Genomic DNA, 21,944 nt, shown 5'->3' on the forward strand with positions numbered 1-21,944 from the left:
CTGCTGTTAGATAAGCATATCCAATACTGAATTCAGGTAACGGCGCCCTAGGTTTGTGGTTTCCCAGGCGTCGCCGTTATCGACCACCAAGTTCTTTTCAATTGCTTGTTGAAGCAGACGGTCAGCCCCAGATGAGTGGAGGCCAGTTCGGGCTTCAAATTCTAATTTAGAAACCGGCTCATAAAGTCTAAAGTAGTTCATAAAGAACTCAAAGGTTAACTCTTCTGCAGCAACATCCCACTGCCGATAGCGAAGTGGTTTAGTGAGATCTAAATAGCCTTGAGGATGTTTTATCTTCTCACATCGAATGATTTTATTTTCTGTGGGAAGGGTGATTTTACTGTGAGCGCCGCAGCCTATCCCTAAATAGTCGCCAAAGGTCCAATAATTTCGGTTGTGCTGACTTTGATGCTGAGGTTTCGCGTAAGCACTCACTTCGTATTGCTGGTAGCCAGCGGCAGCTAATTTCGCGTGACCGAGCTCTTGAATGTCCCACAAAACATCATCGTCAGGCAACTTCGGTGGCCGACTGGCGAAAGCCGTATTCGGCTCAATGGTTAATTGATACCAAGAAATATGTGGTGGGGCCAGCGCTATAATCCCGTCTAAATCAGCCATAGCTTGATCAATTGTTTGCCCAGGTAATCCGTGCATTAAATCAAGGTTAAAGCTTTTCAACGGCAATTTGGCCGCGTGTGCAGCAGCTTGTTTAGCTTGCTCGGGGTCGTGTATCCGCCCCAAAGCCTTCAACTGCTCGTTGTGCAAGCTCTGCACGCCAATGGAAAGGCGCGTCACGCCAGCATCAACAAATCCAGAAAAGCGCTCGGTTTCGAAGGTGCCCGGATTGGCCTCAAGCGTTATTTCACAATTGGGACTCAGCGGGATAAGTTTGCCGATACCAGTCAGCAATTTGGCAATGCTTACCGCTGAAAACAGACTTGGAGTACCGCCGCCGATAAAAATACTGGTTAATTCTCGGTTTTGAACCCAGCTTAGGTCAGCGCGGAGATCATCGAGCAAACGGCCGACATATTCCGCTTCCGGAATATCGTGCTTCAAGGCATGTGAATTAAAATCACAGTACGGACATTTTTGAATACACCAAGGTACATGAACATATAAGGAAAGTGGCGGAAGTTGCAATCGACTCATGTGCGAGCCTGTTGGAGCATGTCCACCAGCTGTTTTAGCGCCTGCCCACGATGACTGAGTTCCTGTTTTTGTTCACGCGACAATTGTGCGGCACTGCAGTGTTCGCTAGGAACCCAGAACACGGGATCGTAGCCGAATCCCTGATTCCCCTGCGGGACCTGGGTAATATAGCCATCCCAGCGTCCGTGACAGATAATTGGGGTTGGGTCATTGGGTTCACGAAGGTAGGCTAGAACACAGTGAAAGCTAGCTTGGCGCTGTGTATCAGGTATTCCGGCCATGGCGGCCAGCAGTTTTTCGATGTTATCCGCGTCGCTGCATCCGATGCCGGCATAGCGCGCTGAGTAGATTCCGGGTGCACCGTTCAAAGCATCAACAGCAAGGCCAGAATCATCAGCTAAAGCGGGCAAGCCGGTTTGTGCGGCCGCGTGACGAGCTTTAAGAATCGCATTTTCTACGAAGGTTAGTCCGGTCTCCTCGGCTTCTTCAAATGACCACTCCGACTGCGGACGAACATGCCATCCTAAAGGGGTAAGTAACCCTTCTAGCTCAGAAACTTTACCTTTGTTACCGGTCGCTAAGACTAATTCGTGCATGAACTTTTCACCCGTTTTCGATATTTGCCTGTTATTATACGGGGCATTGCCTATGTCACCAAGGAGAGATGTTTTTGACCAGCATTACTGGAATCATGCTTTTAATGGGCTCGTTATTGCTCATCAGCATTTTAGCTGCTGTTGTGTCGAATCGACTTGGCGCACCGCTGCTACTAACCTTCTTGATTGTCGGTATGTTAGCCGGCGAAGAGGGCTTGCTTGGCATTGAGTTTAGTAATCCTGAGTTAGCATTTTTCATTGGCTCATTAGCACTCGTTATTATTCTTTTTGATGGCGGTATGCGTACCCACAAAGAGCGCTTTCGTGTAGCTCTATGGCCAGCAATTAGCTTAGCAACCGTGGGCGTCGCGCTTACCTGTGCATTAACTGCAGCAGGTGTTGTGTGGTTGTTTGATTTACCGTGGCCTACTGCTTTATTAATTGGCGCAATTCTAAGTTCAACCGATGCGGCCGCGGTTTTCAGTATTTTCCAATCTCAAAATTTAAAAATAAAACAGCGGGTAGCCTCAACATTAGAAATTGAGTCAGGCACCAACGACCCCATGGCCATTATTCTTACAATGACGCTAACCTCAATGATAGCGGCGGCGGAGAGTTTCTCGTGGGGTTGGATGACCGTCGATATTCTTCAGCAACTTGCGCTAGGCTATCTTGCTGGTTGGGTTGGTGGACGCTTTTTTGTCTGGATGGCTCAAAAAATATCGGTGCAATTTTCGTTCTTTCCGTTATTGGCCGCTGCAACGGCTGTCGTTATCTTCTCTATCACCAGTGGTATTGGAGGAAGTGGCTATCTCGCGGTTTATTTGATGGGTTATAAAATTGGCAATTCCCGCTTGCCACAACTGCCTCATATCTTGCAAGTGCAGGACGGTTTAGCGTGGCTAAGCCAAATCATGATGTTCCTGATACTCGGGTTGCTGGTTACCCCATCTCACTTAGTTGAACATTGGGCGTTATCACTTTCGGTTGCGGTATTGATGATTTTCGTTGCGCGGCCGCTGGCGGTTATTACCAGTTTGATTCCTTTTTCCTTCCCATGGCGTGAGCAAGTTTTTATAAGCTGGGTAGGGTTGCGTGGTGCAGTACCTATTATTTTGGCGTTGTACCCCTGGTTAACCGGTGTTCCCAATGAAGAATTGTACTTTGATATTGCGTTTATGGTGGTCATGGTATCCCTTATTGTGCAGGGCTGGTCGCTTGCTCCTATGGCGCGTTGGTTAGGTTTAGAAGTTCCGGCACCGGCAGAACCTGACAGGCGGATGCCGTTAGATCGGGTGGGCAGTAACGACCCTATGGAGCTGTGGGCCTATCAGGTTACCGAGCGCTCGCCAGCCTGCGACCACTATTGGAATGAATTACGTTGGGATGTTGCAGTTGAATTTGTCGGTGTAATTCGCCGGGGCGAGTGGCTGTTACCTTTGAGCAAGCCGCGCCTCTGTGAAGGTGACACCGTATTGGTTGTCGCCAAGCTGGAGCATGTTGATGCAATTAGCCGTGTATTGTCAGCGGGCGGTAAGCAAACTGAACTGCAAACCAGTCAATTCTTTGGTGACTTTAGCTTACGTGGTGATTTGCTCATACAAGACGTGGCGGGGTTCTATCCCGTCGGAGAATTGGATTCGGGGATTATGACGATGTCCTTGCATGATTATTTCACCCAGAAGTTTCACCGACGCGTGGTGGTCGGTGATCATCTTCAGTTGGGCTCTGTCAGGCTTACGGTCCGAGAAGTCACCGATGAAGGTTATATCCGTCAAGTGGGTGTAAAGCTACTCGAGGACAGGGTCAACCGTTAGTTGACCCAAAACTCTTTATGAAAACGCAATTCATGCGTTTGCTCGCCTTGTTTGATCGTAATGAAAAACCGCAAGGTTTCTAAATTTGAAAAACGCGTCTGCGCCAGATAATAAACCGCATCGCCTTCAACGACCTCGCGAAACTCGAGACGCTGTTGCTGACTCAGAGGATTCATCACGTAGCCACTTAAATTGACTTGCTGAGCCGGTTTGCCAGCCTTTGTGGCATCGAGTACTGAAATATTGAGTGTAGCTAACGTTTCACTGCGTGATAACTGGTATTGCTGAGCCATTTCCGGCCGCAGCAAGGTGGAGTTGAACGCATTATAGTGAACTTCCCAGGGCCCGATGCGCTTACTTTGCTCGGCTAACGCGGAGCTTGGGAAAATAAGCATGCTGATAACGGTTAAAGCCCCAACAAGTAAGTGTTTCATATCCCCATACCTAAACTAAGTAGATTATTGAGTAAAATCCGCGCAAACTGAATTGCAACAATAAGAACTAGCACAGAAAGGTCAAGCCCGCCAATCGGGGGGATAATACGCCGTATTGGCGCCAAAAACGGTTCGGTCAATTGGCCTAAAATAGCCATCATCGGATGATACCCGCGATTAAACCAACTCATAATCGCCATGATAATAGTTAGCCAGAACAGTAGCGATAAAAACTGAAATAACACGACAGCTAAGCCCATCATCAGAGTATCTGTCAGCATTGGCGTCATACCCGCACTCATGCTGGAAAGAACCAGTATTTTTCCGATGCCGACTAGGTAAGCCAGCAGCATCGTGGCGATGTCCCAGTTGCCGGCCATCGGCAACAGACGCCGAAGCGGTTGTACCAGCGGGTTCGTAACTTTAACCACAAACTGGCTCATGGGATTAAAAAAGTCTGCACGAGCTGCTTGCATCCAAACACGCAACAAGACAACGATTAAAAACAGGTCGAATACAATTTCAACCAAAAAGCGAAAAGCATCCATAGTGGTTCTCTAAATAGTTAATTAAAACAGTTCTGCCATTTCTTGATTGCGTTTTACCGCCGCTTTCACCGCTTTGGCAGATATATCGTCAATGTCAGCGCCTTGATAGACTTCAACGCCTTTCGCCGTTGAGCCGCCTTTGCTGGTCACTTGTTTACGTAAGTCTTCCAATTCGAGTTCGCTTGCTATCGCCATTTCAGCGGCGCCTAAGGCGGTTTGTTGCACCATCAGACGAGCTTTCTCTCGGTCAAAGCCTAGCGCGGTGGCGGCTTTTTGCAAGCTGGCCATGAATTCAAAGAAATATGCAGGGCCGCTGCCAGCAACAGCACCTAAAATATCCAGTTCATCTTCATCGGCGACCCACAAAGTTGCGCCAACACCATCGAAAGCCTCAGTGATATAGGCTTTGTCATCGTCATTAACCCTGTCATCAGCGACTAGTCCAGACATTCCTTGACCGACAAGTGACGGTGTATTTGGCATAACACGAATCATACGAATTGAATTGCCAAGATACTGACGGTATTTCTCAATTCGAATACCTGCAGCGATAGTCACGATGAGTTTTTCACTTAAGTTGGCAACCTGTTCTGTTAGGGCTGCGCAAACATCGGCCATAAGCTGCGGCTTAACAGAAAGCACGATAACGTCTGCAGCATTTGCAACTTCAGCATTATCTTGGCTGGTGTGTACATGCAACGTGTCGCGCATCTTGTCCAGTTTAGCGGGGCTTGGGTTGCTGACGTAAATAAGGTCGCTGGGGTAGCCACTCTTGACCATGCCACCAACAATGCTTTGAGTCATATTTCCCGCACCGATAAACGCAATTTTACGAGGCGATGTTGTCATGTAAGGTCTCCTGTTTGTTCACTTTTTGGGGGCCGAGCGCCGAATAGCGACGTGCCAATACGAATCATGGTCGCGCCATGCGCGACCGCGTACTGCCAATCAGCACTCATCCCCATCGATAATGTATCTACTTGTTGATATTGGGCTTTTAACTCAGAAAACAACCGCTGCATGGCAGCGAAGCTTTCCGAGGTGGCCGCCGCGTCAGTCTTTGCGGCAGGTATCGTCATCAGGCCACGTAAACGCAACTGAGGGAATTCTGAGATGACGGCCGCGAGCTCTAGCATTTGAGCTGGCGCTATTCCCGCTTTTGACGTCTCGTCATCGATATTAATTTGAATTAACACGTTGAGTGGGCCCTGCTCATCGGAGCGTTGTTGCGCTAATCGGCGAGCTATTTTTTCTCGATCAATGCTGTGCACCCAATCAAAATATTGTGCGATATCACGGGTTTTATTCGATTGAATGGGCCCAATAAAGTGCCAGGTAATCGGGTAATCAGACAATTGCACAATTTTTGCAATCGCCTCTTGAACATAATTTTCGCCGAAGTCACGTTGTCCTGCAGTGTAGGCTGCGACAATGTCTGCTGCGGGTTTTGTTTTGCTCACCGCAATTAATTGCACACTCTGCGCGCTGCGTTTATGTGCGCTACACACCTGAGCAATTTCATTGCGGACTTCTTTTATGCGTTCAGCTATGCTATTCATCAATGGCTAAAACTCACTTACAAGAGGCTGTTATATGGATATCACTGAGCTACTCAGTTTCTCTGTTAAACATAAATCGTCCGACTTACATTTATCCGCAGATTCGCCTCCTATGATACGGGTAGACGGTGACGTTCGTAAAATAAATATCCCAGCGCTTAGCCACAAAGAGGTGCAAGAACTGGTCTACGACATTATGAATGACCGCCAGCGCAAGGAATATGAACAAAACCTTGAGTGCGACTTTTCGTTTGAAGTACCAGACTTAGCGCGTTTTCGTGTTAACGCGTTTGTGCAAAACCGGGGTGCTGGTGCCGTGTTCCGTACCATCCCTAGTGATGTATTAACACTGGAGCAGTTAGGTGCTCCTGAGATATTCAAAAGCATTTCTGACAACCCACGTGGATTGGTTTTGGTTACCGGGCCAACAGGTTCTGGTAAATCGACTACTTTGGCGGCAATGATTGATTATGTGAATGAAAATAAATATCACCACATTCTTACCATTGAAGACCCAATAGAATTCGTGCATAAAAACAAACGCAGCCTGATTAACCAACGTGAGGTTCACCGCGACACGCATAGCTTTAGTAATGCGTTACGTTCGGCGCTACGTGAAGACCCTGATGTTATTCTGGTTGGTGAGATGCGTGACTTAGAAACCATCCGCCTTGCAATGACAGCGGCGGAAACCGGTCATTTAGTATTTGGTACGTTGCACACAACCTCTGCACCAAAAACTATCGATCGTATTGTTGATGTGTTCCCTGGCGATGAAAAGCCGATGATTCGTTCTATGCTATCTGAATCTCTACGTGCTGTTATTTCGCAAACACTTTTAAAGAAAGTAGGTGGTGGTCGTGTCGCAGCGCATGAAATCATGATTGCAACGTCGGCAATCAAAAACCTGATTCGCGAAGATAAAATTGCACAGATGTATTCTTCAATACAAACTGGCGCAGCGCACGGTATGCAAACGCTCGATCAGTGCTTGCAGAACTTGTTGAACCAAGGACTGGTGTCACGCGCTGATGCTAAGGCGAAATCGGCCAATAAGGATAGTTTCTAATTATGGTTTTAGACAAACTGTTGAAAATAATGGTCGAGCGTAACAGCTCTGACTTGTTTATCTCAGCGGGCTTACCGCCAAGCGCTAAAATAAATGGTGAATTACTACCGCTTAGTGAACAAAAACTGAGCGATAACGCAGCTTTAGGCATTGTAAAAGAAGCACTTGGCGAAAAACACCTCAAAGAATTTATGGAAGATAAAGAATCTAACTTCGCTATCTTTCGTGAGGGCATCGGCCGCTTTCGGGTGAGTGCTTTTTGGCAACGCCAACGTGCAGGTATGGTTGTTCGTCGTATTGTTACGGACATTCCAACCGTTGAGGAATTGAAATTACCGGAAGTACTGACCAAGTTAATCATGAATAAACGTGGTTTGATGTTGGTCGTTGGTGGAACAGGCACCGGTAAATCAACAACGCTCGCGGCACTAATCGGTTACCGTAATCAGAACTCGAAAGGGCACATTCTAACCATTGAAGACCCGGTGGAATTTGTTCATGACCACGCAAAATCCATGGTAACTCAGCGCGAAGTGGGCGCTGATACTGAGTCATTTGAAGCGGCGCTGAAGAGTTCACTGCGCCAGGCCCCCGATGTCATTTTGGTCGGTGAAATTCGCTCACAAGAAACCATGGAGTATGCACTTACTTTTGCTGAAACGGGTCACTTGTGTGTTGCAACCTTGCACGCCAATAACGCGAACCAAGCCATAGAACGGATCATGCACATGGTGCCGAAGGAAAAAATTGGCAAGTTAATGTTTGATTTGTCATTAAACCTTCGTGGAATTGTCGCACAACAGTTAGTTCCTACCATTGATGGTGGGCGTGTGGCAGCCATTGAGATCCTTCTGAATAGCCCCATTGTTGCGGAGAAAATTGCAACCAATGACATGGGTGAAATAAAGGAAATCATGGCGAAATCACGCGAGCTTGGTATGCAAACATTTGACCAAGCGTTGTTTGATTTGTACAAAGCAGGGCGTATCAGTTACGAAGAAACGTTACGTCATGCCGACGCGCCGAATGACTTGCGCCTGCGCATTAAACTCAGTGGCGACAGTAACGCAAGCGACGATGACAGTGCGTTACAGGGTGCAACGGTCGATCTTGACTGACTTCGAGCAAAATCTGGGTTAAACTGTGCGCCGTTTTTTAACCTGAATTTCGAGGGCTTTCATGCGTGTGCTAGGAATAGAAACATCCTGTGATGAAACGGGTATCGCTATTTACGATACTGAACACGGATTACTGGCACACCAGCTGTATTCGCAAGTGAAGTTGCATGCCGATTACGGCGGTGTGGTGCCAGAATTGGCATCACGCGATCACGTTCGCAAAACCCTACCTTTAATTCAAGCCGCGCTGACACAAGCCAATCTTCAAGCCTCGGATATTGACGGCGTTGCCTATACGGCCGGACCCGGTCTTGTCGGTGCCTTGCTCGTGGGTTCTTGCATTGGCCGCAGTTTAGCTTTCGGATGGAATGTGCCAGCAATAGCGGTGCATCATATGGAAGGTCATTTATTGGCGCCCATGCTGGAAGACCAACCACCGCAGTTTCCATTTGTGGCGCTGCTGGTTTCGGGCGGTCATACTCAACTGGTGCGAGTGGATGGAATTGGTTTATATACCATGCTGGGCGAGTCTGTTGACGATGCAGCCGGTGAAGCTTTTGATAAAACGGCAAAGTTGATGGGGTTGGACTATCCGGGGGGCCCACGGCTCGCGGCGATGGCTGAGCAGGGTGAAAGCGGCGCCTATCGCTTTCCGCGGCCGATGACAGACCGTCCCGGTTTGGACTTTTCATTTAGCGGGTTGAAAACCTTTGCAGCGAATACCATTGCAAGCACGGACGGGTCTGCGCAAGCGCTCGCCAATGTTGCTCGGGCATTTCAGGATGCTGTAGTGGATACTTTGGTGATTAAGTGTCGACGTGCGTTAGAACAAACCGGACTGAAGCGTCTGGTAGTAGCGGGCGGAGTAAGTGCAAACCAACATCTACGCCAGCAATTGAATGACTTTACCCAAAGTATCGGTGGCAAGGTTTATTTTCCGAGAACCGAGTTCTGTACCGACAATGGAGCCATGATTGCATTTGCTGGCGCGCAGCGCTTGCTTGCTGGGGAACGTTCAGACATTCACATTAAAACCTATCCGCGTTGGCCGTTAGAGCAACTTGGCGCGCCAGGTTAAATGATTTTAGTCTTTGCGGCGTGTTGTACGCTTTTCTTGCCCGGTGCGTAAGCGCACGATATTGGATTGATGGCGCCACATAATTAGCACCGAAATCATAATTACGGGTACGGTGTATTGGGGCTTAATCCAGTAGGCAAAGAAAGGTGCCAGACTCACCGTAATAATTGCTGCGAGTGACGATACACGGCTAATTCGAAATACCAGTAGCCAGGTAGCAATCAGCAACAAAGCCATTTCCCATGCCACGGGGAACATAGCACCGAGTGCGGTCGCAACGGCTTTTCCCCCACGAAAATGGAAATACAGTGGAAATATATGGCCCAAGCAGGCGGCTACGGCTATCAGGCCAAGATAAAATGGTTCAATGCCAAGGAAATACGATATCCAAACAGGAACCATCCCTTTGAGTACATCGAACCAGAGTGTTAACAACGCTGGAATTTTGCCGCCTAAGCGGTAGACATTGGTGGCCCCAGGATTATTTGAGCCAGAGGTGCGGGGATCGGGCAGCCCAAATAAACGGCAAATTAGCACAGCGCTGCTAATGGAGCCGAATAGATAGGCTGAGATAATCGCGAGTAAAATTAATGCACCCATAGGTCACTTAAACCGGCATACAAGCCGTTTGCTTCTGGTCCACTTTCCGTTACTATTCAAAACCCATAGCATAAGCGCTTTAGCGCCGAAATTCTATTAATACGGTACGACGCATGGATAAAGTTTTTATCGAAAGCTTGGTTGTTGACGCCTACATTGGTGTGTATGACTGGGAACATGAACAAACTCAACCGTTGGTGCTTGATCTAGAAATGGATTGGGATAACCAGGCAGCAGCGCGCTCCGAGCAATTAAGTGATGCGCTTGATTATGATGCATTGAGTAAAGCCGTGACCGCGCTCATCCAGTCACGACCTCGTGCTTTAATTGAAACTGTTGCCGAAGAAGTTGCTGCGCTGGTGCTTACGGAATTTAAATGTCCACGTGTTAGGGTCAAAGTGGGCAAACCTCAAGCGGTTGCAAATGCACGACAAACGGCGGTTGAAATTGTGAGGGGAGCTGTGTGAGCGCGGTTTGGTTTGGTATTGGCAGTAACCGAGATCGTGAGCGCTTTATCCGCGCAGGAATACGCGCGCTGCATGATGCGTTCGCGACATCAGACCAACCAATGTACGTGTCACGAGTATTTGAAAGTGACGCCGTTGGCTTTTCTGGGAACCGTTTCTTTAATCTCGTTGCCAGTGTTACGACTGATTTAGGCATTGAGTCGGTCAGTGCTATTTGCAAGCACATCGAACGCCAACACGGGCATGCGGATGGCGCAACGCGGTTTAGTCCGAGAACTTTAGATATCGATATTTTGCTTTATGATGACGTGATCAGTGAGCGTCCGGTGCAATTGCCACGCGCCGAAATATTGACCAATGCTTTTGTGTTATGGCCATTAGCAGAAATTAGCCCTAATAGCCGGCACCCGCAAACAGGAAAAAGTTTTGCAGAACATTGGCAAAACTATTCTGGCGAACAAGTGCTGGAGCCGTTATCTTTCGAGTTTGATGCATTACCACACCTTAAACTTATTCAACCATCTACAAGGAAGTCATTATCGTGAGCACGTTGGAAGCTATAATTCTCGCGTTAATTCAAGGTTTTACTGAGTTTCTGCCGATATCGAGTTCGGCCCATTTAATTCTACCGTCGCAATTGTTTGGGTGGGAAGATCAAGGCTTGGCTTTTGATGTTGCTGTACATGTTGGCACTTTATTGGCGGTCGTTTTATATTTCCGACAGGAAGTCGGCGAGCTGCTGGTAAACTGGGTCGAAAGTTTACGCGGTCGGCACAATGCGCACAGCCGATTGGCGTGGCTAATTATTTGGGGAACTATTCCGGCTGGTTTAGCCGGACTACTCGGCAGTGATTTAGTTGAAAACTTTGGGCGTTCAGCGTTGGTCATCGCAACCAGTACCATTGCTTTTGGTTTATTGCTTTGGTTTGCGGATGCTCGGGCATCTCAGCAACAACAGCTGGAACAATTAACATTCAAACAAGTGATGATAATAGGCGTAATGCAAGCGTTAGCGTTGATTCCTGGCACATCACGTTCAGGAATAACAATGACTGCTGGCATGTTGCTTGGACTGACTAAAACTGATGCCGCGCGTTTTAGTTTCTTATTATCTATCCCAATTATTATTATGGCGGGCGGTTATCAAGGGCTTAAATTAGTACAGCAACCGGAACCCGTGGCTTGGTTGGCGGTAATCATTGGCGTGCTCACATCCTTTGTTGCGGCTTATGTGTGTATTCACGTATTTCTGCAGGTCATTAGCCGAATGGGTATGCTTCCGTTTGTCATCTATCGGCTAGCGCTTGGTACATTTTTATTTATCTTATTTATCTAATTGCATGACTGCCATGCGTTCAGCATGGCAGTGTGCTGTGCTTCTCGTACTGCCAGTCCAATTTCAGGCCCATTTAATGGCGCACCGTTTTGGGCCGCGACGGCGATAACGTCTTTGGCTTTCACCAACAGTGCTTGATCAAATGCCAAGAGCAGTTGCTGTGCTTCTTGCTGCGGCAGGCCAAGCGCTTTCCATAATGTCACTAACCGCGCAACCTTTTCAGGGCGACGCCATCCGTCAGCTTGGCCGATAGCACTAAAGGCCCAATTTGCATCAATAGCGTGATGTGGTTGATAGTCTATTTTTAATGCTGCCGCAGTTAAATCTTGATAGTCATTGGGCACCCGCAAGCGCTGTTGCAAACTCGTTAGTTGCTCGTGGTTTAGGCGCTGGCATGTTAATGCCCACGCAATCGTGGTGTCCACTTCGCTCTTGATGCGTTCAAGTTGCCTTGCCATATCACTGGTATTGAGTGTGTTTGTGAGTTCCGCAAACCACGGGGTCAGTGCGTTCGCTGTAGTTAAAACTTGCCAGTAAACATGTGGTGATGAACTGGTTAGTGCTTTTTCGGTTTCCCGCCACACACGTTCTGCGGCAAGCGTGCTCAATTCACCTTGAGCGCTCATTGCCTGCATTAATGCCAGCGTTTCGGGTGCAACGGTAAATCCATCTTCAGCAAAACGAGCAGCGAAACGCGCGACGCGTAATACCCGTAATGGATCTTCAGCAAAGGCAGGTGAGACATGGCGTAAGGTCTTTTTCTTGATATCCTCTAAGCCATGGTAGGGATCGATGAGCTGACCGGCATCATCTTGTGCAATCGCATTGATGGTTAGGTCGCGCCGCAACAGGTCGTCTTCCAGTGTCACGGTCTTATCAGCACTCACGGCAAAGCCAGTATAGCCTTGTCCATCTTTACGTTCAGTGCGAGCGAGCGCGTATTCTTCGCCCGTTTTTGGATGCAGGAACACGGGGAAATCCTTACCTACTTGACGAAAACCACGCGCCAGCATGTCTTCAGCGCTAGCACCGACCACCACGTAGTCACGCTCATGCACTGGTTTACCCAGCAATTGGTCACGAACAGCACCGCCAACTAAATATATTTTCACGCTCACTCCTTGTCATTTCATAAGATGATCGCGAATCACTGGCTCTGTTGCAAGCGAGTCGTTACACTGATGGCTAAAATAGCTACTATCTCAGTGAAGTTACTATGTATCTTAATTATTTTGGATTGCACACCGAACCGTTTTCGATAGCGCCTGATCCGCAGTTTCTTTACCTTAGTGAACGGCATCAGGAAGCGCTGGCGCATTTGAGTTATGGGCTGCAAGGCAGTGGCGGTTTTATCCTGCTAACCGGCGAGGTTGGTACCGGTAAGACAACGGTTTCCCGTGCGCTCTTAGAGCAACTACCCGAGCAAACTCAAACCGCGTTCATTCTGAACCCGATGCTTAACTCTGATGAGTTACTGGCAACGTTGTGTGATGAGTTCGGTATCCGTTACAACAAACGGCAAGTCACATCCAAACAACTCACTGACAAGCTCAGTCATTTTTTATTGCAGGCGCATGCCAATAACGCACAGTGTGTTGTACTTATTGATGAAGCTCAGCACCTGCAACCACAAGTTCTCGAACAACTGCGATTATTAACCAACCTTGAGACCAACCAACAAAAATTGCTGCGAGTGATTCTAATTGGGCAACCTGAGCTGCAAGATCTCTTGCGCCGGCGCGAATTGCGACAACTTGCGCAGCGCATCACGGCGCGCTATCACTTGCTACCGCTACAGTTAGCTGACTCAGAACGCTATATTAATTACCGATTGCAGGTTGCTGGCGCGCAACGTGGTTTATTTGATCGGGCCGCGATCAAAAGAGTGCATATTGCCAGTGAGGGGATACCACGGCGTTTAAACCTGCTTTGTGATCGGGCGCTGCTGGCAGCCTACAACGATCAACAATCTGTTGTTTCGGTGAAGCACATTCAACTTGCTGCGCGTGAGCTAGATGGTGGCGTGACTAACCGTCAGCATTCAAATGGTTTCCGATTGACTCGCATACTTGCAGCCAGCGCATTGGTGGCAGTGCTGAGTGCAACAACCGCTTGGTATGTTGAACATCTTGAGAATCAGAACACACCAGCTAATGGCGAGGAGCAAGTAGGTTCTGGCGAATCACCAATCGCATCATTAGCTGCTGCTTGGCAATTACCAAAGCCTCCACAGGAACCGGAATTCTGTGATTGGGTACGCACCTTTGAGTTGTTGTGTGTGCGCGGTAGCGCGCGCTTCGATCAGATTTTAATCCCGCAATTGCCAGTTTTGCTCGATCTAGGTGGTGGCGAATTGCAATTTATAGACAGTATAAACACCCAACCGGACTCAAACTGGACTGGGGAATTTATTGCGTTATTGCCACAACCACCTGGTTACTCTGCGGCCGACGCGCAAACTGCAGAATCGGTGTATCAACGCTGGTTAGCGCAGCAGCTTATGGCTTCAAACAGCTCACCGGAGGCGACCTTCTCGGAGCAGTTACAACAACTGCAGCAACAAGCAGGGTTACGAGTAACGGGGCACCTTGATGCATTAACCTTATCCTGGTTGACCGCTCAAAGCACGCCAAGTGGACCAAGGTTGCAAGGTAGTGTTCAGCAGGAGAACAAATAATGTCGTCGGTACTTAAAGCACTCAGAAATCAACAGTCGCCGCTATTAAAGGCTCATTCTCAAGTGGCTTTGGAGTCGGCTGTTGAGCCAACAGTAGCTCTAGGGCGCATCGTTATTCTGTTCGTTAGTCTCGTCGTTGCTGCTGGCATTGGCTGGCTAGGCGTTCAATATTTAATGTCAAACAACGCCTTAGAGGTTACAGAGCCAACACCGCAGATGTCATATCAACTGGGAACCATCGCCGCTGTAATCGAGCCGCAGTGGCCCGAGACAGAGCAGTCGCAAGCAACGGCAGAGCAAATTATTGCGATGGAACCCAGTGAAACGATAATGAGCTCGGCGCAGCGTCAGGCTGAAAATTCGGTTGTTAATGACGATCAAACTATTGACTTAAATCAAGTTTCACCTGAATTATTGAGCGCTTTTGAGAGTGCTCTTAATGAAAATGGTGAAGGGCGTAGCGTCGTGCCTACCTTGGCTAACTTAAGTCTGGACTTTCAGCGCACTGTACCTTCGTTTAGCTATGACGGGCATCAATACTCATCCCGTGCGCAAGCACGCTGGGTCGAGTTAGCTGGGGTAAGATTATTTGAGGGAGAGCGTTGGCAGGGGTTAACTGTACTAACAATAGCTCCGGCACATGTTGTGCTGTCACGAAATAATCAAGCATTTCAACAACCCGCTTTGGAAGACTGGACAAAGCCCTAGTTTATCTGTTATTAAAACACCTGTTTAAATCCACTGTTTGATTTCGTAGTGAAGTCAGCGTTATTTAAGAGGTGTTGTCATGGCGGACTATCGCGTTCCTCGTGAAGATATGCAGTTTGTGCTGCAAGATGTTTTTAAAGTTGAGCAAGATTGGGCCCAATTCGCTGAGTTGTCTGAGTTAGATATGGACACCGCTGTCGCGATTATTGATGAAGGTGCCAAATTAGCTGAAACTCTTATTGCACCGAATGCTCGTGCCGCTGACGAAGAAGGCGTGAAGTTCGAAAACGGCAACGTGACAACGCCAAAAGGTTACAAAGAAAACTTCAAACAGCTTGCTGAGGGCGGTTGGGTTGGCGTTACCGCCAATCCGGAATTCGGAGGCATGGGGCTTCCGAAAAGTATTTCTGCTCAATACGAAGAAATGCTCTGTGCTGCTGACATCTCCTTCTCACTTTATTCTGGCTTAACAGCTGGCGCGATCATGACCATTGATCAGCACGCTGACGATAATTTGAAAGCAACCTACCTTGAAAAAATGATCAGTGGCCAGTGGACCGGCTCGATGTGTCTCACTGAACCGCATGCCGGAACTGACCTCGGTATTATTCGATCAAAGGCTGAGCCTAACCAAGACGGCAGTTTTTCAATTACCGGTACGAAAATATTTATTACCGGCGGTGAACACGATTTAGTCGACAATATTGTGCATTTGGTATTGGCAAAATTACCTGATGCACCGGCGGGTAGCAAAGGCATCAGCTTGTTCCTTGTACCGAAATTTTTAGTGCAGCAAGACGGCTCGTTAGGCGAACGTAATGGCGTTCATTGCGGTTCTATTGAACACAAAATGGGGATTCATGCTTCAGCAACGTGCGTCTTGAACTTTGACGGTGCCAAGGGCTGGCTGGTTGGTGAGCCTCATCGTGGTTTGCCAGCAATGTTTACTATGATGAATTATGAGCGTTTAGGCGTTGGTATTCAGGGCCTTGGTGCAGCTGCGCGTTCATATCAGAATGCTTTGGACTATGCACAAGACCGGCTGCAAGGTCGTGGTGCTAAAGCAACCCGTGACATGCAAAAAGAAGCTGACGCACTGATTGTGCACGGCGATGTGCGTCGCATGCTGTTGACCATGAAAGCCTTTGTTGAGGGTGGACGAGGGTTTTCTACCTACGTTGGTCAACAGCTTGATATTGCAAAATATGCACAAGATCCGCAGCAAAAGGCGCGTGCAGAGGCATTGGTACAGCTGTTAACACCAGTAGCCAAGGCATTTCTCACGGATACAGGTTTTGAAGTGACCGTAATTGGTCAGCAAGTTTTCGGCGGCCATGGCTTTATTCGTGAGTGGGGCCAAGAACAGCTTGTTCGTGATGCACGCATTGCGCAGATTTATGAAGGAACCAACGGCATTCAAGCTCTTGATTTACTGGGTCGCAAGATAGCAGGTTCGCGTGGTGAGTTACTGCAACCACTACTGCAGGACATTCAAGATTTGCTCGATCAGCCACTTGCTGGTTTAGAGGTTGAGTTTAAACAGCTTGCTGAAGCAACAAAACTGCTGCGCACCATCACGGATGAAGTGCTTAACCGCGTTGGTGACGATGAAAATATTATTAATAGTGTTGCCGTTGAATATCTTTATTTGGTTGGGTATGTCGCATTTGCCTATATTTGGTTGCGTATGGCCGTTGTCGCCGATCCGTTGGTGGCTGAGCGTCCTTATTTGGCAAGTAAGGTGAAAACAGCGAAGTTTTACATGGCTCGTATTTTGCCACGTATTCATGGTTTAGTCGGGGCTATTCGAGACGGCAGTGAAAGTTTGTATCGGCATGAAGTGGGCGAGTTTTAGTCGCCCACTTCGCAATAGCTAACACAAGACAATGCTGTTGCCGTTAGTCACCTAACGACAGCAGCGTTGCGTTACCACCAACAGCAGTGATGTTATTGGTGCGTGTTTTTTCCGTAACAAAACGTGCTAAGTAGTGTGGGCCACCAGCTTTCGGTCCAGTACCGGACATACCGCGGCCACCGAATGGCTGCACGCCTACAACGGCACCAATCTGGTTACGGTTAATGTAAACGTTACCGACGTCCATGCGGCGGGCGACGTCTGCAGCGAAGGTTTCGTTGCGGCTGTGAATGCCGAAGGTTAAACCGAAACCGGTGCCGTTGATGCTGTTTATCACATCATCAAGCTCGTTTGTCTTCCAGCGAATCACGTGCAAGATAGGACCAAAGTTCTCTTTCACTAACTGATTGATGCTATCTATTTCAATCGCTGTTGGGGCCACGAAAGTGCCACCATCAGTATATTCAGGCATTGGTGCCCGAGCGATAAGACGTCCAGCTTGAGATATATCGTTGATGTGTTGTTCCAAGTTACTTTTCGCAACGCCATCAATAACTGGGCCGACATCGGTTTCATGGAAAATTGGGTCACCAACTTTCAATTCGGCCATAGCACCTTTGAGCAAGTCAATAATGCGGTCGGCAATATCATCTTGCACAAACAATACACGCAGTGCCGAACAACGTTGGCCAGCACTCTTAAATGCACTGGCTACAATGTCGGTTACTGCCTGCTCAGGCAGAGCAGTTGAGTCGATCAGCATGGTATTCTGGCCACCGGTTTCAGCAATAAACGGCACGATGGCGCCAGTACGTGCTGCTAATGCACGGTTTATCGCTTGCGCCGTGTAGGTTGAACCGGTGAAACAAACCCCACCGATGTCTTCTTGTGACACCAAAAAGTTGCCGACTTCTGCGCCGCTACCGGGCATAAAGTGCAATACATCGCCAGGAATACCAGCTTCAAGTGCTAACTGAACTGCGCGGAATGCAATCAGACCGGTTTGTTCCGCTGGTTTGGCAATAACGCAGTTACCAGCAACCAATGCTGCAGCAACTTGACCGACAAATATTGCCAACGGGAAGTTCCAAGGGCTAATACAAATGAATGTACCGCGGCCTTGCAGCAGTAGTTCGTTGGTTTCGCCGGTTGGGCCTGGCAGCGTGGTATCTTCACCCATAAGCTCACGCGCTTGCTGCGCATAATAGCGACAGAAGTCTACCGCTTCGCGTACTTCGTCAATACCATCTTGCAAGCTTTTACCTGCTTCTACGCTACACAACGCGATCAGTTCGTTACGGTTGGCTTCCATCAAGTCAGCGAGCTTCTCAAGGGACTTAGCACGAACCTCCACGTCAGTGTCACGCCAACGGCGGTAAGCGGCATTCGCACTTATTAGTGCTTGTTCAGCTAACGCTTTGTCGCCCCAGCAGATGGTGCCAACTTGGTGATCAGTTTTTTGCGGGCTATGAATTGCCACGCGGTGATGTGCATCAACCACGTCACCATTTACAATTGGACCACCTTGCCATTGTTTGTCACTGTATTGGTGAACCGCGTTAATAAAATCATCAGCTTGTGAGTGAATGTTCATATTCAATCCTAACGAGTTTTTCCGATCACTGAATATCTGCGTCGGTAATGGAATTTTGTTATTTGCAAAATGTTCATGTTTTAACATGATGCGTAGCGGATGCTCTGTAAGCTCCGCCACAGGCGTTTGTGGGTCGACCAGTTTATGCACGAACGATGTATTGGCGCCGTTTTCTAACAGTCTGCGTACCAAGTAGGGTAGGAGATCTTTATGGGCACCAACAGGTGCGTAAATTCGGACCGTAATCTTGGAGTCTTGCTCCAGTAACGTGTCGTATAAATCATCACCCATACCATGCAAGCGCTGAAACTCAATGCGGCGCTGGTAGGCTTTATTAAGGTCGTTAATGGCAACCACAGTCTGTGCGTTGTGCGTCGCAAACTGAGGATAAATTGCGCCATCAGTGGCTTCACTGAGCAAGTAATGCGCACACGCCAAATAAGAAACGTCGGTGTTGGCTTTGCGCGTAAATACTGGATAGCCCTGCAGACCGTTGACTTGGCAAAGTTTGATTTCAGTATCCCAATACGCACCTTTTACCAGGCGCACTGGAATTTCATCACCGCATTCGCGCGCTAGCGCAGTAACCCAGCATAGGGTCGGTAACGCACGCTTGGAATACGCTTGTACCACCAAACCAAACCGTGGCCAGCCTTTACAAACACCGCTGCGGTAGACTTTCTCGAACAATTCGAGCGACAATTCCAGTCGATCAGCCTCTTCGGCGTCAATCGTAACGCCGACATCTGCTTCTTTTGCTAGCTTAACTAGCTCGGTGAGGCTAGCTGCCAGTTCGGTAAGTACCCGCTCATGATTAGCTGCTTCATAGCGTGGGTGCAGCGCTGACAGTTTTATCGAGATAGTAGGGCGTGGCGCGTTGGGATTATTGAAATTTTCTTTACCAACCACCTTAATCGAGTTCACGTAGTCAGCATGATAGCGACGCGCATCGGCGGTGGTTAAGGCCGCTTCGCCCAACATGTCATAGGAGTGCGTGTAGCCTTTATCGCGGTTATTTCTGCTGTTCTTCAAGGCTTCTTGAATGGTGCGGCCCAATACAAATTGAGTGCCCATAATTCGCATTGCCGCATAAGTGGCTTTACGAACAACCGGTGAACTAAGGCGGCGGACCATGCGGCGAAATACGCCACGCGGCGTTTCCATTGGCTGCCCAGTTGGATTGATGATGTTATTGGTTAACGCCAAGCCCCAGGTGCCACTGTTCACCAACCACGAGGCACTTTGCCCCATATGCTGATGCCAGTCACCACCGGATAACCGGTCTTGTATTAGCGCGTCAGCGGTTGTTGCATCAGGAATACGCAGAAGAGCCTCTGCAAGGCACATGAGAATGATGCCTTCTTTGGTGTCTAAACTATATTCTTGAAGAAAGGCATCGACACCGCCACCGTCGGCACGGTCGCGTACTTTATTCACTAAATCGGCAGCCGCCTGAGTAACCGTATCAAGATTGTCCTCATCTTGCGGTAAAAGGGGCAACAGCTCACGCAAGTAAGCATCTTCATCAACAATATAATTGTCGGTGATCGCTTGTTGGAGTCGACCAAGGTCGGCGCCGGTATACTGAGCCGCAAGTACTTCACTTGCTTTGAACATAGCATCTCCTGTTAGACTCAGCCCAAGGCTGTAGGTGACATATTTTGGGCGCCAGTATATGACTTTTTTGGCGCAGGTAAAGCTAGTCTGATCAGATTTTTTCTAATCGACAGAATCGCGCCCACGGTGCAATTTTTAGGCAGTGCTGTCAAGTCCATTTCAGTTGACCCGTAAAGATACTGCGAGTACCGTATGAACGAAGCAAAATCAACGCGTAAGAGAGTACTTGTGAGCCAGGAAACAGAAATAAAATTACTGGTAGAACCAGCACAACGAGAATCAGTCTTGGCGTTATGCCAACAATTGGCAAAAGACGCCGAGCGTTCTACCTTGGAGTTGACGAACACCTATTTTGATACTCCTGATCTGCAGTTGCGACAGCATGACATGGGATTGCGTATTCGGCGCCGTGGTGATGAGCGTGAGCAAACAATTAAATTAGCGGGTAATGTTTTGGGCGGATTACATTCAAGGCCCGAATACAACGCAATAATTACTCAGGATTCGCCTGATTTAACATTGTTTGAAGAAGATATCTGGCCAGATGAATTTCCGTTGTTTGACATTCAACGTGAACTCACCCAGTTGTTTCGTACCGACTTCACACGTCATCGCTGGCATATACCGAGTGGGGATGGTGTTATCGAATTGGTCTTTGATGAAGGCCAGATAGTCGCCGATGAGCAGTCACGGCCATTGTGCGAAATTGAACTTGAAGTACAGGGCGGTAACACGTCAGACGCCTATAAATTAGCGCGCCGTTTTATCACTCGAGTAAATGCCCGAGTTGGCAGTTTAAGCAAAGCTGCGCGCGGTTATTTACTGGCGCAAAAATCAGTACTTGAGCCATTTACGCATGCGCATTTCGTGCATCAACAACCAACCGACGATGTCGGAGCGGGTTTGTACCGGGCGCTTTCTTACGCTTTGCAATATTGGCAGCATAACGACGCTTGCCTCACTGAGCAGCCTAGTGTGCGAGCTGTAGCCGGCATTACAGACGGTATCCGTCTTTGCAAAGTTGTTCTGCAGCAATTGGCATTATTTGAGTTGGATGTGACCGATCATATTGCCCGATTGGAACAAATGCTTGGGCATTTGGGCTGGTTAAGTCGGTATGACGGCTTAAATGAGTTGACTGCAGATGATGGTGCGTATCATCGGGCTTTAAAGCAGAATCAGAAGTTATTTGATTTTATTGTGGAGCAGCAAGAGCACGCAGTGCAACTTGAGTTGGTGATTAACTTGAGCAAGCGCGATGATTACCAGCTGACACTGTTTGAGCTCGGTGAGTTGTGTGCGGAACAGCCGCGACATGAGCAGTTGATGCAGATACCTCTTAAACAATGGGCATCACAGCGTCTTCGTGATGATTGGCAGCAGGTGGTTGAAGCATTTACTAAAAATGATGAGTTACGCGCTGATCAATATTTAAAACTACTCCCGCAGCTGCAGAGCTCTTTGCAACTTGGTTATTGTGTGGGTTATTTGTTTGATGCGGATGATCGGGAAAGTTTCCGGGCGCCATGGCAAGACATGATGCGTGGTATTCGGGAAATTATGGCGCTAAAACTATTACGTGAAGCAATTAAAGATACTGATGATATCAATACCGAGAAGCTACTAAGTTGGCAAGAGATACAACTCGAGACATTGCTATACGCGCTTGAGCGTTCGCGGCGCTCGGCATTAAAACAAGAACCCTATTGGATGCTTTAAA

The 21,944-nt window shown here is 48.3% G+C and carries 20 protein-coding genes; 11 read left to right on the forward strand and 9 right to left on the reverse strand.

The window, feature by feature from the left end:
• Positions 1-6: 6 nt before the first annotated feature.
• Positions 7-1,143 carry a radical SAM family heme chaperone HemW gene (gene hemW, locus ACN0UY_RS00115; protein WP_417665888.1) on the reverse strand — a complete coding sequence of 379 codons (1,137 nt, stop codon included), beginning with the start codon at positions 1,141-1,143 and terminating at the stop codon, positions 7-9.
• 5 nt (positions 1,144-1,148) lie between these two features.
• Complete coding sequence (gene rdgB / locus ACN0UY_RS00120) at positions 1,149-1,748, reverse strand: RdgB/HAM1 family non-canonical purine NTP pyrophosphatase (RefSeq protein WP_417664823.1); 600 nt, start codon at positions 1,746-1,748, stop codon at positions 1,149-1,151.
• A gap of 68 nt (positions 1,749-1,816) precedes the next feature.
• Between rdgB and ACN0UY_RS00125 the strand changes: the two genes are divergently transcribed.
• Complete coding sequence (locus ACN0UY_RS00125) at positions 1,817-3,565, forward strand: potassium/proton antiporter (RefSeq protein ID WP_417664824.1); 1,749 nt, start codon at positions 1,817-1,819, stop codon at positions 3,563-3,565.
• Here ACN0UY_RS00125 and ACN0UY_RS00130 read toward each other — a convergent pair.
• From ACN0UY_RS00130 to ACN0UY_RS00145, 4 genes are read right to left on the reverse strand one after another with little or no spacing between them, the layout of a single operon-like run.
• The gene (locus ACN0UY_RS00130) at positions 3,562-3,999 is read right to left on the reverse strand and encodes a DUF4426 domain-containing protein (RefSeq protein WP_417664825.1); all 438 of its coding nucleotides are present in this window, start codon (positions 3,997-3,999) and stop codon (positions 3,562-3,564) included. The genes ACN0UY_RS00125 and ACN0UY_RS00130 overlap by 4 nt on opposite strands.
• On the reverse strand, positions 3,996-4,547 hold the full coding sequence (locus tag ACN0UY_RS00135) for a YggT family protein (RefSeq protein WP_417664826.1): 552 nt from the start codon (positions 4,545-4,547) through the stop codon (positions 3,996-3,998). Before ACN0UY_RS00135 ends, ACN0UY_RS00130 begins: the two co-directional genes overlap by 4 nt.
• Before the next feature lie 21 nt (positions 4,548-4,568).
• Positions 4,569-5,396 carry a pyrroline-5-carboxylate reductase gene (proC, locus tag ACN0UY_RS00140; RefSeq protein WP_417664827.1) on the reverse strand — a complete coding sequence of 276 codons (828 nt, stop codon included), beginning with the start codon at positions 5,394-5,396 and terminating at the stop codon, positions 4,569-4,571.
• A complete protein-coding gene (locus ACN0UY_RS00145) occupies positions 5,393-6,106 on the reverse strand; it encodes a YggS family pyridoxal phosphate-dependent enzyme (protein WP_417664828.1) in 714 nt (237 codons plus the stop codon). Before ACN0UY_RS00145 ends, proC begins: the two co-directional genes overlap by 4 nt.
• A 34-nt stretch (positions 6,107-6,140) precedes the next feature.
• Between ACN0UY_RS00145 and ACN0UY_RS00150 the strand changes: the two genes are divergently transcribed.
• The 3 genes from ACN0UY_RS00150 (at position 6,141) to tsaD (ending at position 9,371) form a co-directional block, all read left to right on the forward strand.
• Positions 6,141-7,175, forward strand: coding sequence for a type IV pilus twitching motility protein PilT (locus tag ACN0UY_RS00150; protein ID WP_417664829.1), 1,035 nt, complete (start codon positions 6,141-6,143; stop codon positions 7,173-7,175).
• Positions 7,176-7,177: 2 nt separating this feature from the next.
• Positions 7,178-8,293: a PilT/PilU family type 4a pilus ATPase gene (locus ACN0UY_RS00155; RefSeq protein WP_417664830.1), complete on the forward strand. Its 1,116-nt coding sequence runs from the start codon at positions 7,178-7,180 to the stop codon at positions 8,291-8,293.
• Positions 8,294-8,354: 61 nt separating this feature from the next.
• Positions 8,355-9,371 (forward strand): tRNA (adenosine(37)-N6)-threonylcarbamoyltransferase complex transferase subunit TsaD, encoded by a 1,017-nt coding sequence (gene tsaD / locus ACN0UY_RS00160; protein WP_417664831.1) that lies wholly within the window; start codon positions 8,355-8,357, stop codon positions 9,369-9,371.
• A 6-nt stretch (positions 9,372-9,377) separates the two neighbouring features.
• Here tsaD and plsY read toward each other — a convergent pair whose 3' ends face one another.
• Complete coding sequence (plsY, locus tag ACN0UY_RS00165; RefSeq protein ID WP_417664832.1) at positions 9,378-9,971, reverse strand: glycerol-3-phosphate 1-O-acyltransferase PlsY; 594 nt, start codon at positions 9,969-9,971, stop codon at positions 9,378-9,380.
• A gap of 113 nt (positions 9,972-10,084) precedes the next feature.
• On the opposite strand from plsY, the gene folB reads away from it, so the two are divergent.
• Genes folB through ACN0UY_RS00180 form a run of 3 tightly spaced genes read left to right on the forward strand, consistent with a single transcriptional unit; the run spans position 10,085 to position 11,774 of the window.
• On the forward strand, positions 10,085-10,438 hold the full coding sequence (gene folB, locus ACN0UY_RS00170) for a dihydroneopterin aldolase (RefSeq protein ID WP_417664833.1): 354 nt from the start codon (positions 10,085-10,087) through the stop codon (positions 10,436-10,438).
• On the forward strand, positions 10,435-10,983 hold the full coding sequence (folK, locus tag ACN0UY_RS00175) for a 2-amino-4-hydroxy-6-hydroxymethyldihydropteridine diphosphokinase (protein ID WP_417664834.1): 549 nt from the start codon (positions 10,435-10,437) through the stop codon (positions 10,981-10,983). Before folB ends, folK begins: the two co-directional genes overlap by 4 nt.
• A complete protein-coding gene (locus ACN0UY_RS00180; protein ID WP_417664835.1) occupies positions 10,980-11,774 on the forward strand; it encodes an undecaprenyl-diphosphate phosphatase in 795 nt (264 codons plus the stop codon). The genes folK and ACN0UY_RS00180 overlap by 4 nt, the downstream gene beginning before the upstream one ends.
• On the opposite strand, the gene ACN0UY_RS00185 is transcribed toward ACN0UY_RS00180, so the two are convergent.
• Positions 11,771-12,886: a tRNA nucleotidyltransferase gene (locus ACN0UY_RS00185; RefSeq protein WP_417664836.1), complete on the reverse strand. Its 1,116-nt coding sequence runs from the start codon at positions 12,884-12,886 to the stop codon at positions 11,771-11,773. The genes ACN0UY_RS00180 and ACN0UY_RS00185 overlap by 4 nt on opposite strands.
• Before the next feature lie 104 nt (positions 12,887-12,990).
• Here ACN0UY_RS00185 and ACN0UY_RS00190 point away from each other — a divergent pair, with 104 nt between their 5' ends.
• The 3 genes from ACN0UY_RS00190 (at position 12,991) to ACN0UY_RS00200 (ending at position 17,013) form a co-directional block, all read left to right on the forward strand.
• Positions 12,991-14,451 carry an ExeA family protein gene (locus ACN0UY_RS00190; RefSeq protein ID WP_417664837.1) on the forward strand — a complete coding sequence of 487 codons (1,461 nt, stop codon included), beginning with the start codon at positions 12,991-12,993 and terminating at the stop codon, positions 14,449-14,451.
• A complete protein-coding gene (locus tag ACN0UY_RS00195; protein WP_417664838.1) occupies positions 14,451-15,158 on the forward strand; it encodes a general secretion pathway protein GspB in 708 nt (235 codons plus the stop codon). Before ACN0UY_RS00190 ends, ACN0UY_RS00195 begins: the two co-directional genes overlap by 1 nt.
• A gap of 79 nt (positions 15,159-15,237) precedes the next feature.
• Complete coding sequence (locus ACN0UY_RS00200) at positions 15,238-17,013, forward strand: acyl-CoA dehydrogenase C-terminal domain-containing protein (RefSeq protein ID WP_417664839.1); 1,776 nt, start codon at positions 15,238-15,240, stop codon at positions 17,011-17,013.
• A 43-nt stretch (positions 17,014-17,056) separates the two neighbouring features.
• Here ACN0UY_RS00200 and putA read toward each other — a convergent pair whose 3' ends face one another.
• Entirely contained in the window at positions 17,057-20,224 is a 3,168-nt protein-coding gene (gene putA, locus ACN0UY_RS00205; RefSeq protein WP_417664840.1) for a bifunctional proline dehydrogenase/L-glutamate gamma-semialdehyde dehydrogenase PutA, read from the reverse strand.
• Positions 20,225-20,452: 228 nt separating this feature from the next.
• On the opposite strand from putA, the gene ACN0UY_RS00210 reads away from it, so the two are divergent.
• Positions 20,453-21,943: an inorganic triphosphatase gene (locus ACN0UY_RS00210; protein WP_417664841.1), complete on the forward strand. Its 1,491-nt coding sequence runs from the start codon at positions 20,453-20,455 to the stop codon at positions 21,941-21,943.
• Position 21,944: the final 1 nt, after the last annotated feature.

It is taken from the genome of Pseudidiomarina sp., assembly GCF_048268165.1.
In the GTDB taxonomy this organism is placed as follows: domain Bacteria; phylum Pseudomonadota; class Gammaproteobacteria; order Enterobacterales; family Alteromonadaceae; genus Pseudidiomarina.

Bases quoted from the DNA above. Each gene is read 5' to 3' on its own strand.
- rdgB (WP_417664823.1), bottom strand. From the start codon at position 1,748: ATGCACGAATTAGTCTTAGCGACCGGTAACAAAGGTAAAGTTTCTGAG.
- ACN0UY_RS00125 (WP_417664824.1), top strand. From the start codon at position 1,817: ATGTTTTTGACCAGCATTACTGGAATCATGCTTTTAATGGGCTCGTTA.
- ACN0UY_RS00130 (WP_417664825.1), bottom strand. From the start codon at position 3,999: ATGAAACACTTACTTGTTGGGGCTTTAACCGTTATCAGCATGCTTATT.
- ACN0UY_RS00135 (WP_417664826.1), bottom strand. From the start codon at position 4,547: ATGGATGCTTTTCGCTTTTTGGTTGAAATTGTATTCGACCTGTTTTTA.
- proC (WP_417664827.1), bottom strand. From the start codon at position 5,396: ATGACAACATCGCCTCGTAAAATTGCGTTTATCGGTGCGGGAAATATG.
- ACN0UY_RS00145 (WP_417664828.1), bottom strand. From the start codon at position 6,106: ATGAATAGCATAGCTGAACGCATAAAAGAAGTCCGCAATGAAATTGCT.
- ACN0UY_RS00150 (WP_417664829.1), top strand. From the start codon at position 6,141: ATGGATATCACTGAGCTACTCAGTTTCTCTGTTAAACATAAATCGTCC.
- ACN0UY_RS00155 (WP_417664830.1), top strand. From the start codon at position 7,178: ATGGTTTTAGACAAACTGTTGAAAATAATGGTCGAGCGTAACAGCTCT.
- tsaD (WP_417664831.1), top strand. From the start codon at position 8,355: ATGCGTGTGCTAGGAATAGAAACATCCTGTGATGAAACGGGTATCGCT.
- plsY (WP_417664832.1), bottom strand. From the start codon at position 9,971: ATGGGTGCATTAATTTTACTCGCGATTATCTCAGCCTATCTATTCGGC.
- folB (WP_417664833.1), top strand. From the start codon at position 10,085: ATGGATAAAGTTTTTATCGAAAGCTTGGTTGTTGACGCCTACATTGGT.
- ACN0UY_RS00190 (WP_417664837.1), top strand. From the start codon at position 12,991: ATGTATCTTAATTATTTTGGATTGCACACCGAACCGTTTTCGATAGCG.
- ACN0UY_RS00195 (WP_417664838.1), top strand. From the start codon at position 14,451: ATGTCGTCGGTACTTAAAGCACTCAGAAATCAACAGTCGCCGCTATTA.
- ACN0UY_RS00200 (WP_417664839.1), top strand. From the start codon at position 15,238: ATGGCGGACTATCGCGTTCCTCGTGAAGATATGCAGTTTGTGCTGCAA.
- putA (WP_417664840.1), bottom strand. From the start codon at position 20,224: ATGTTCAAAGCAAGTGAAGTACTTGCGGCTCAGTATACCGGCGCCGAC.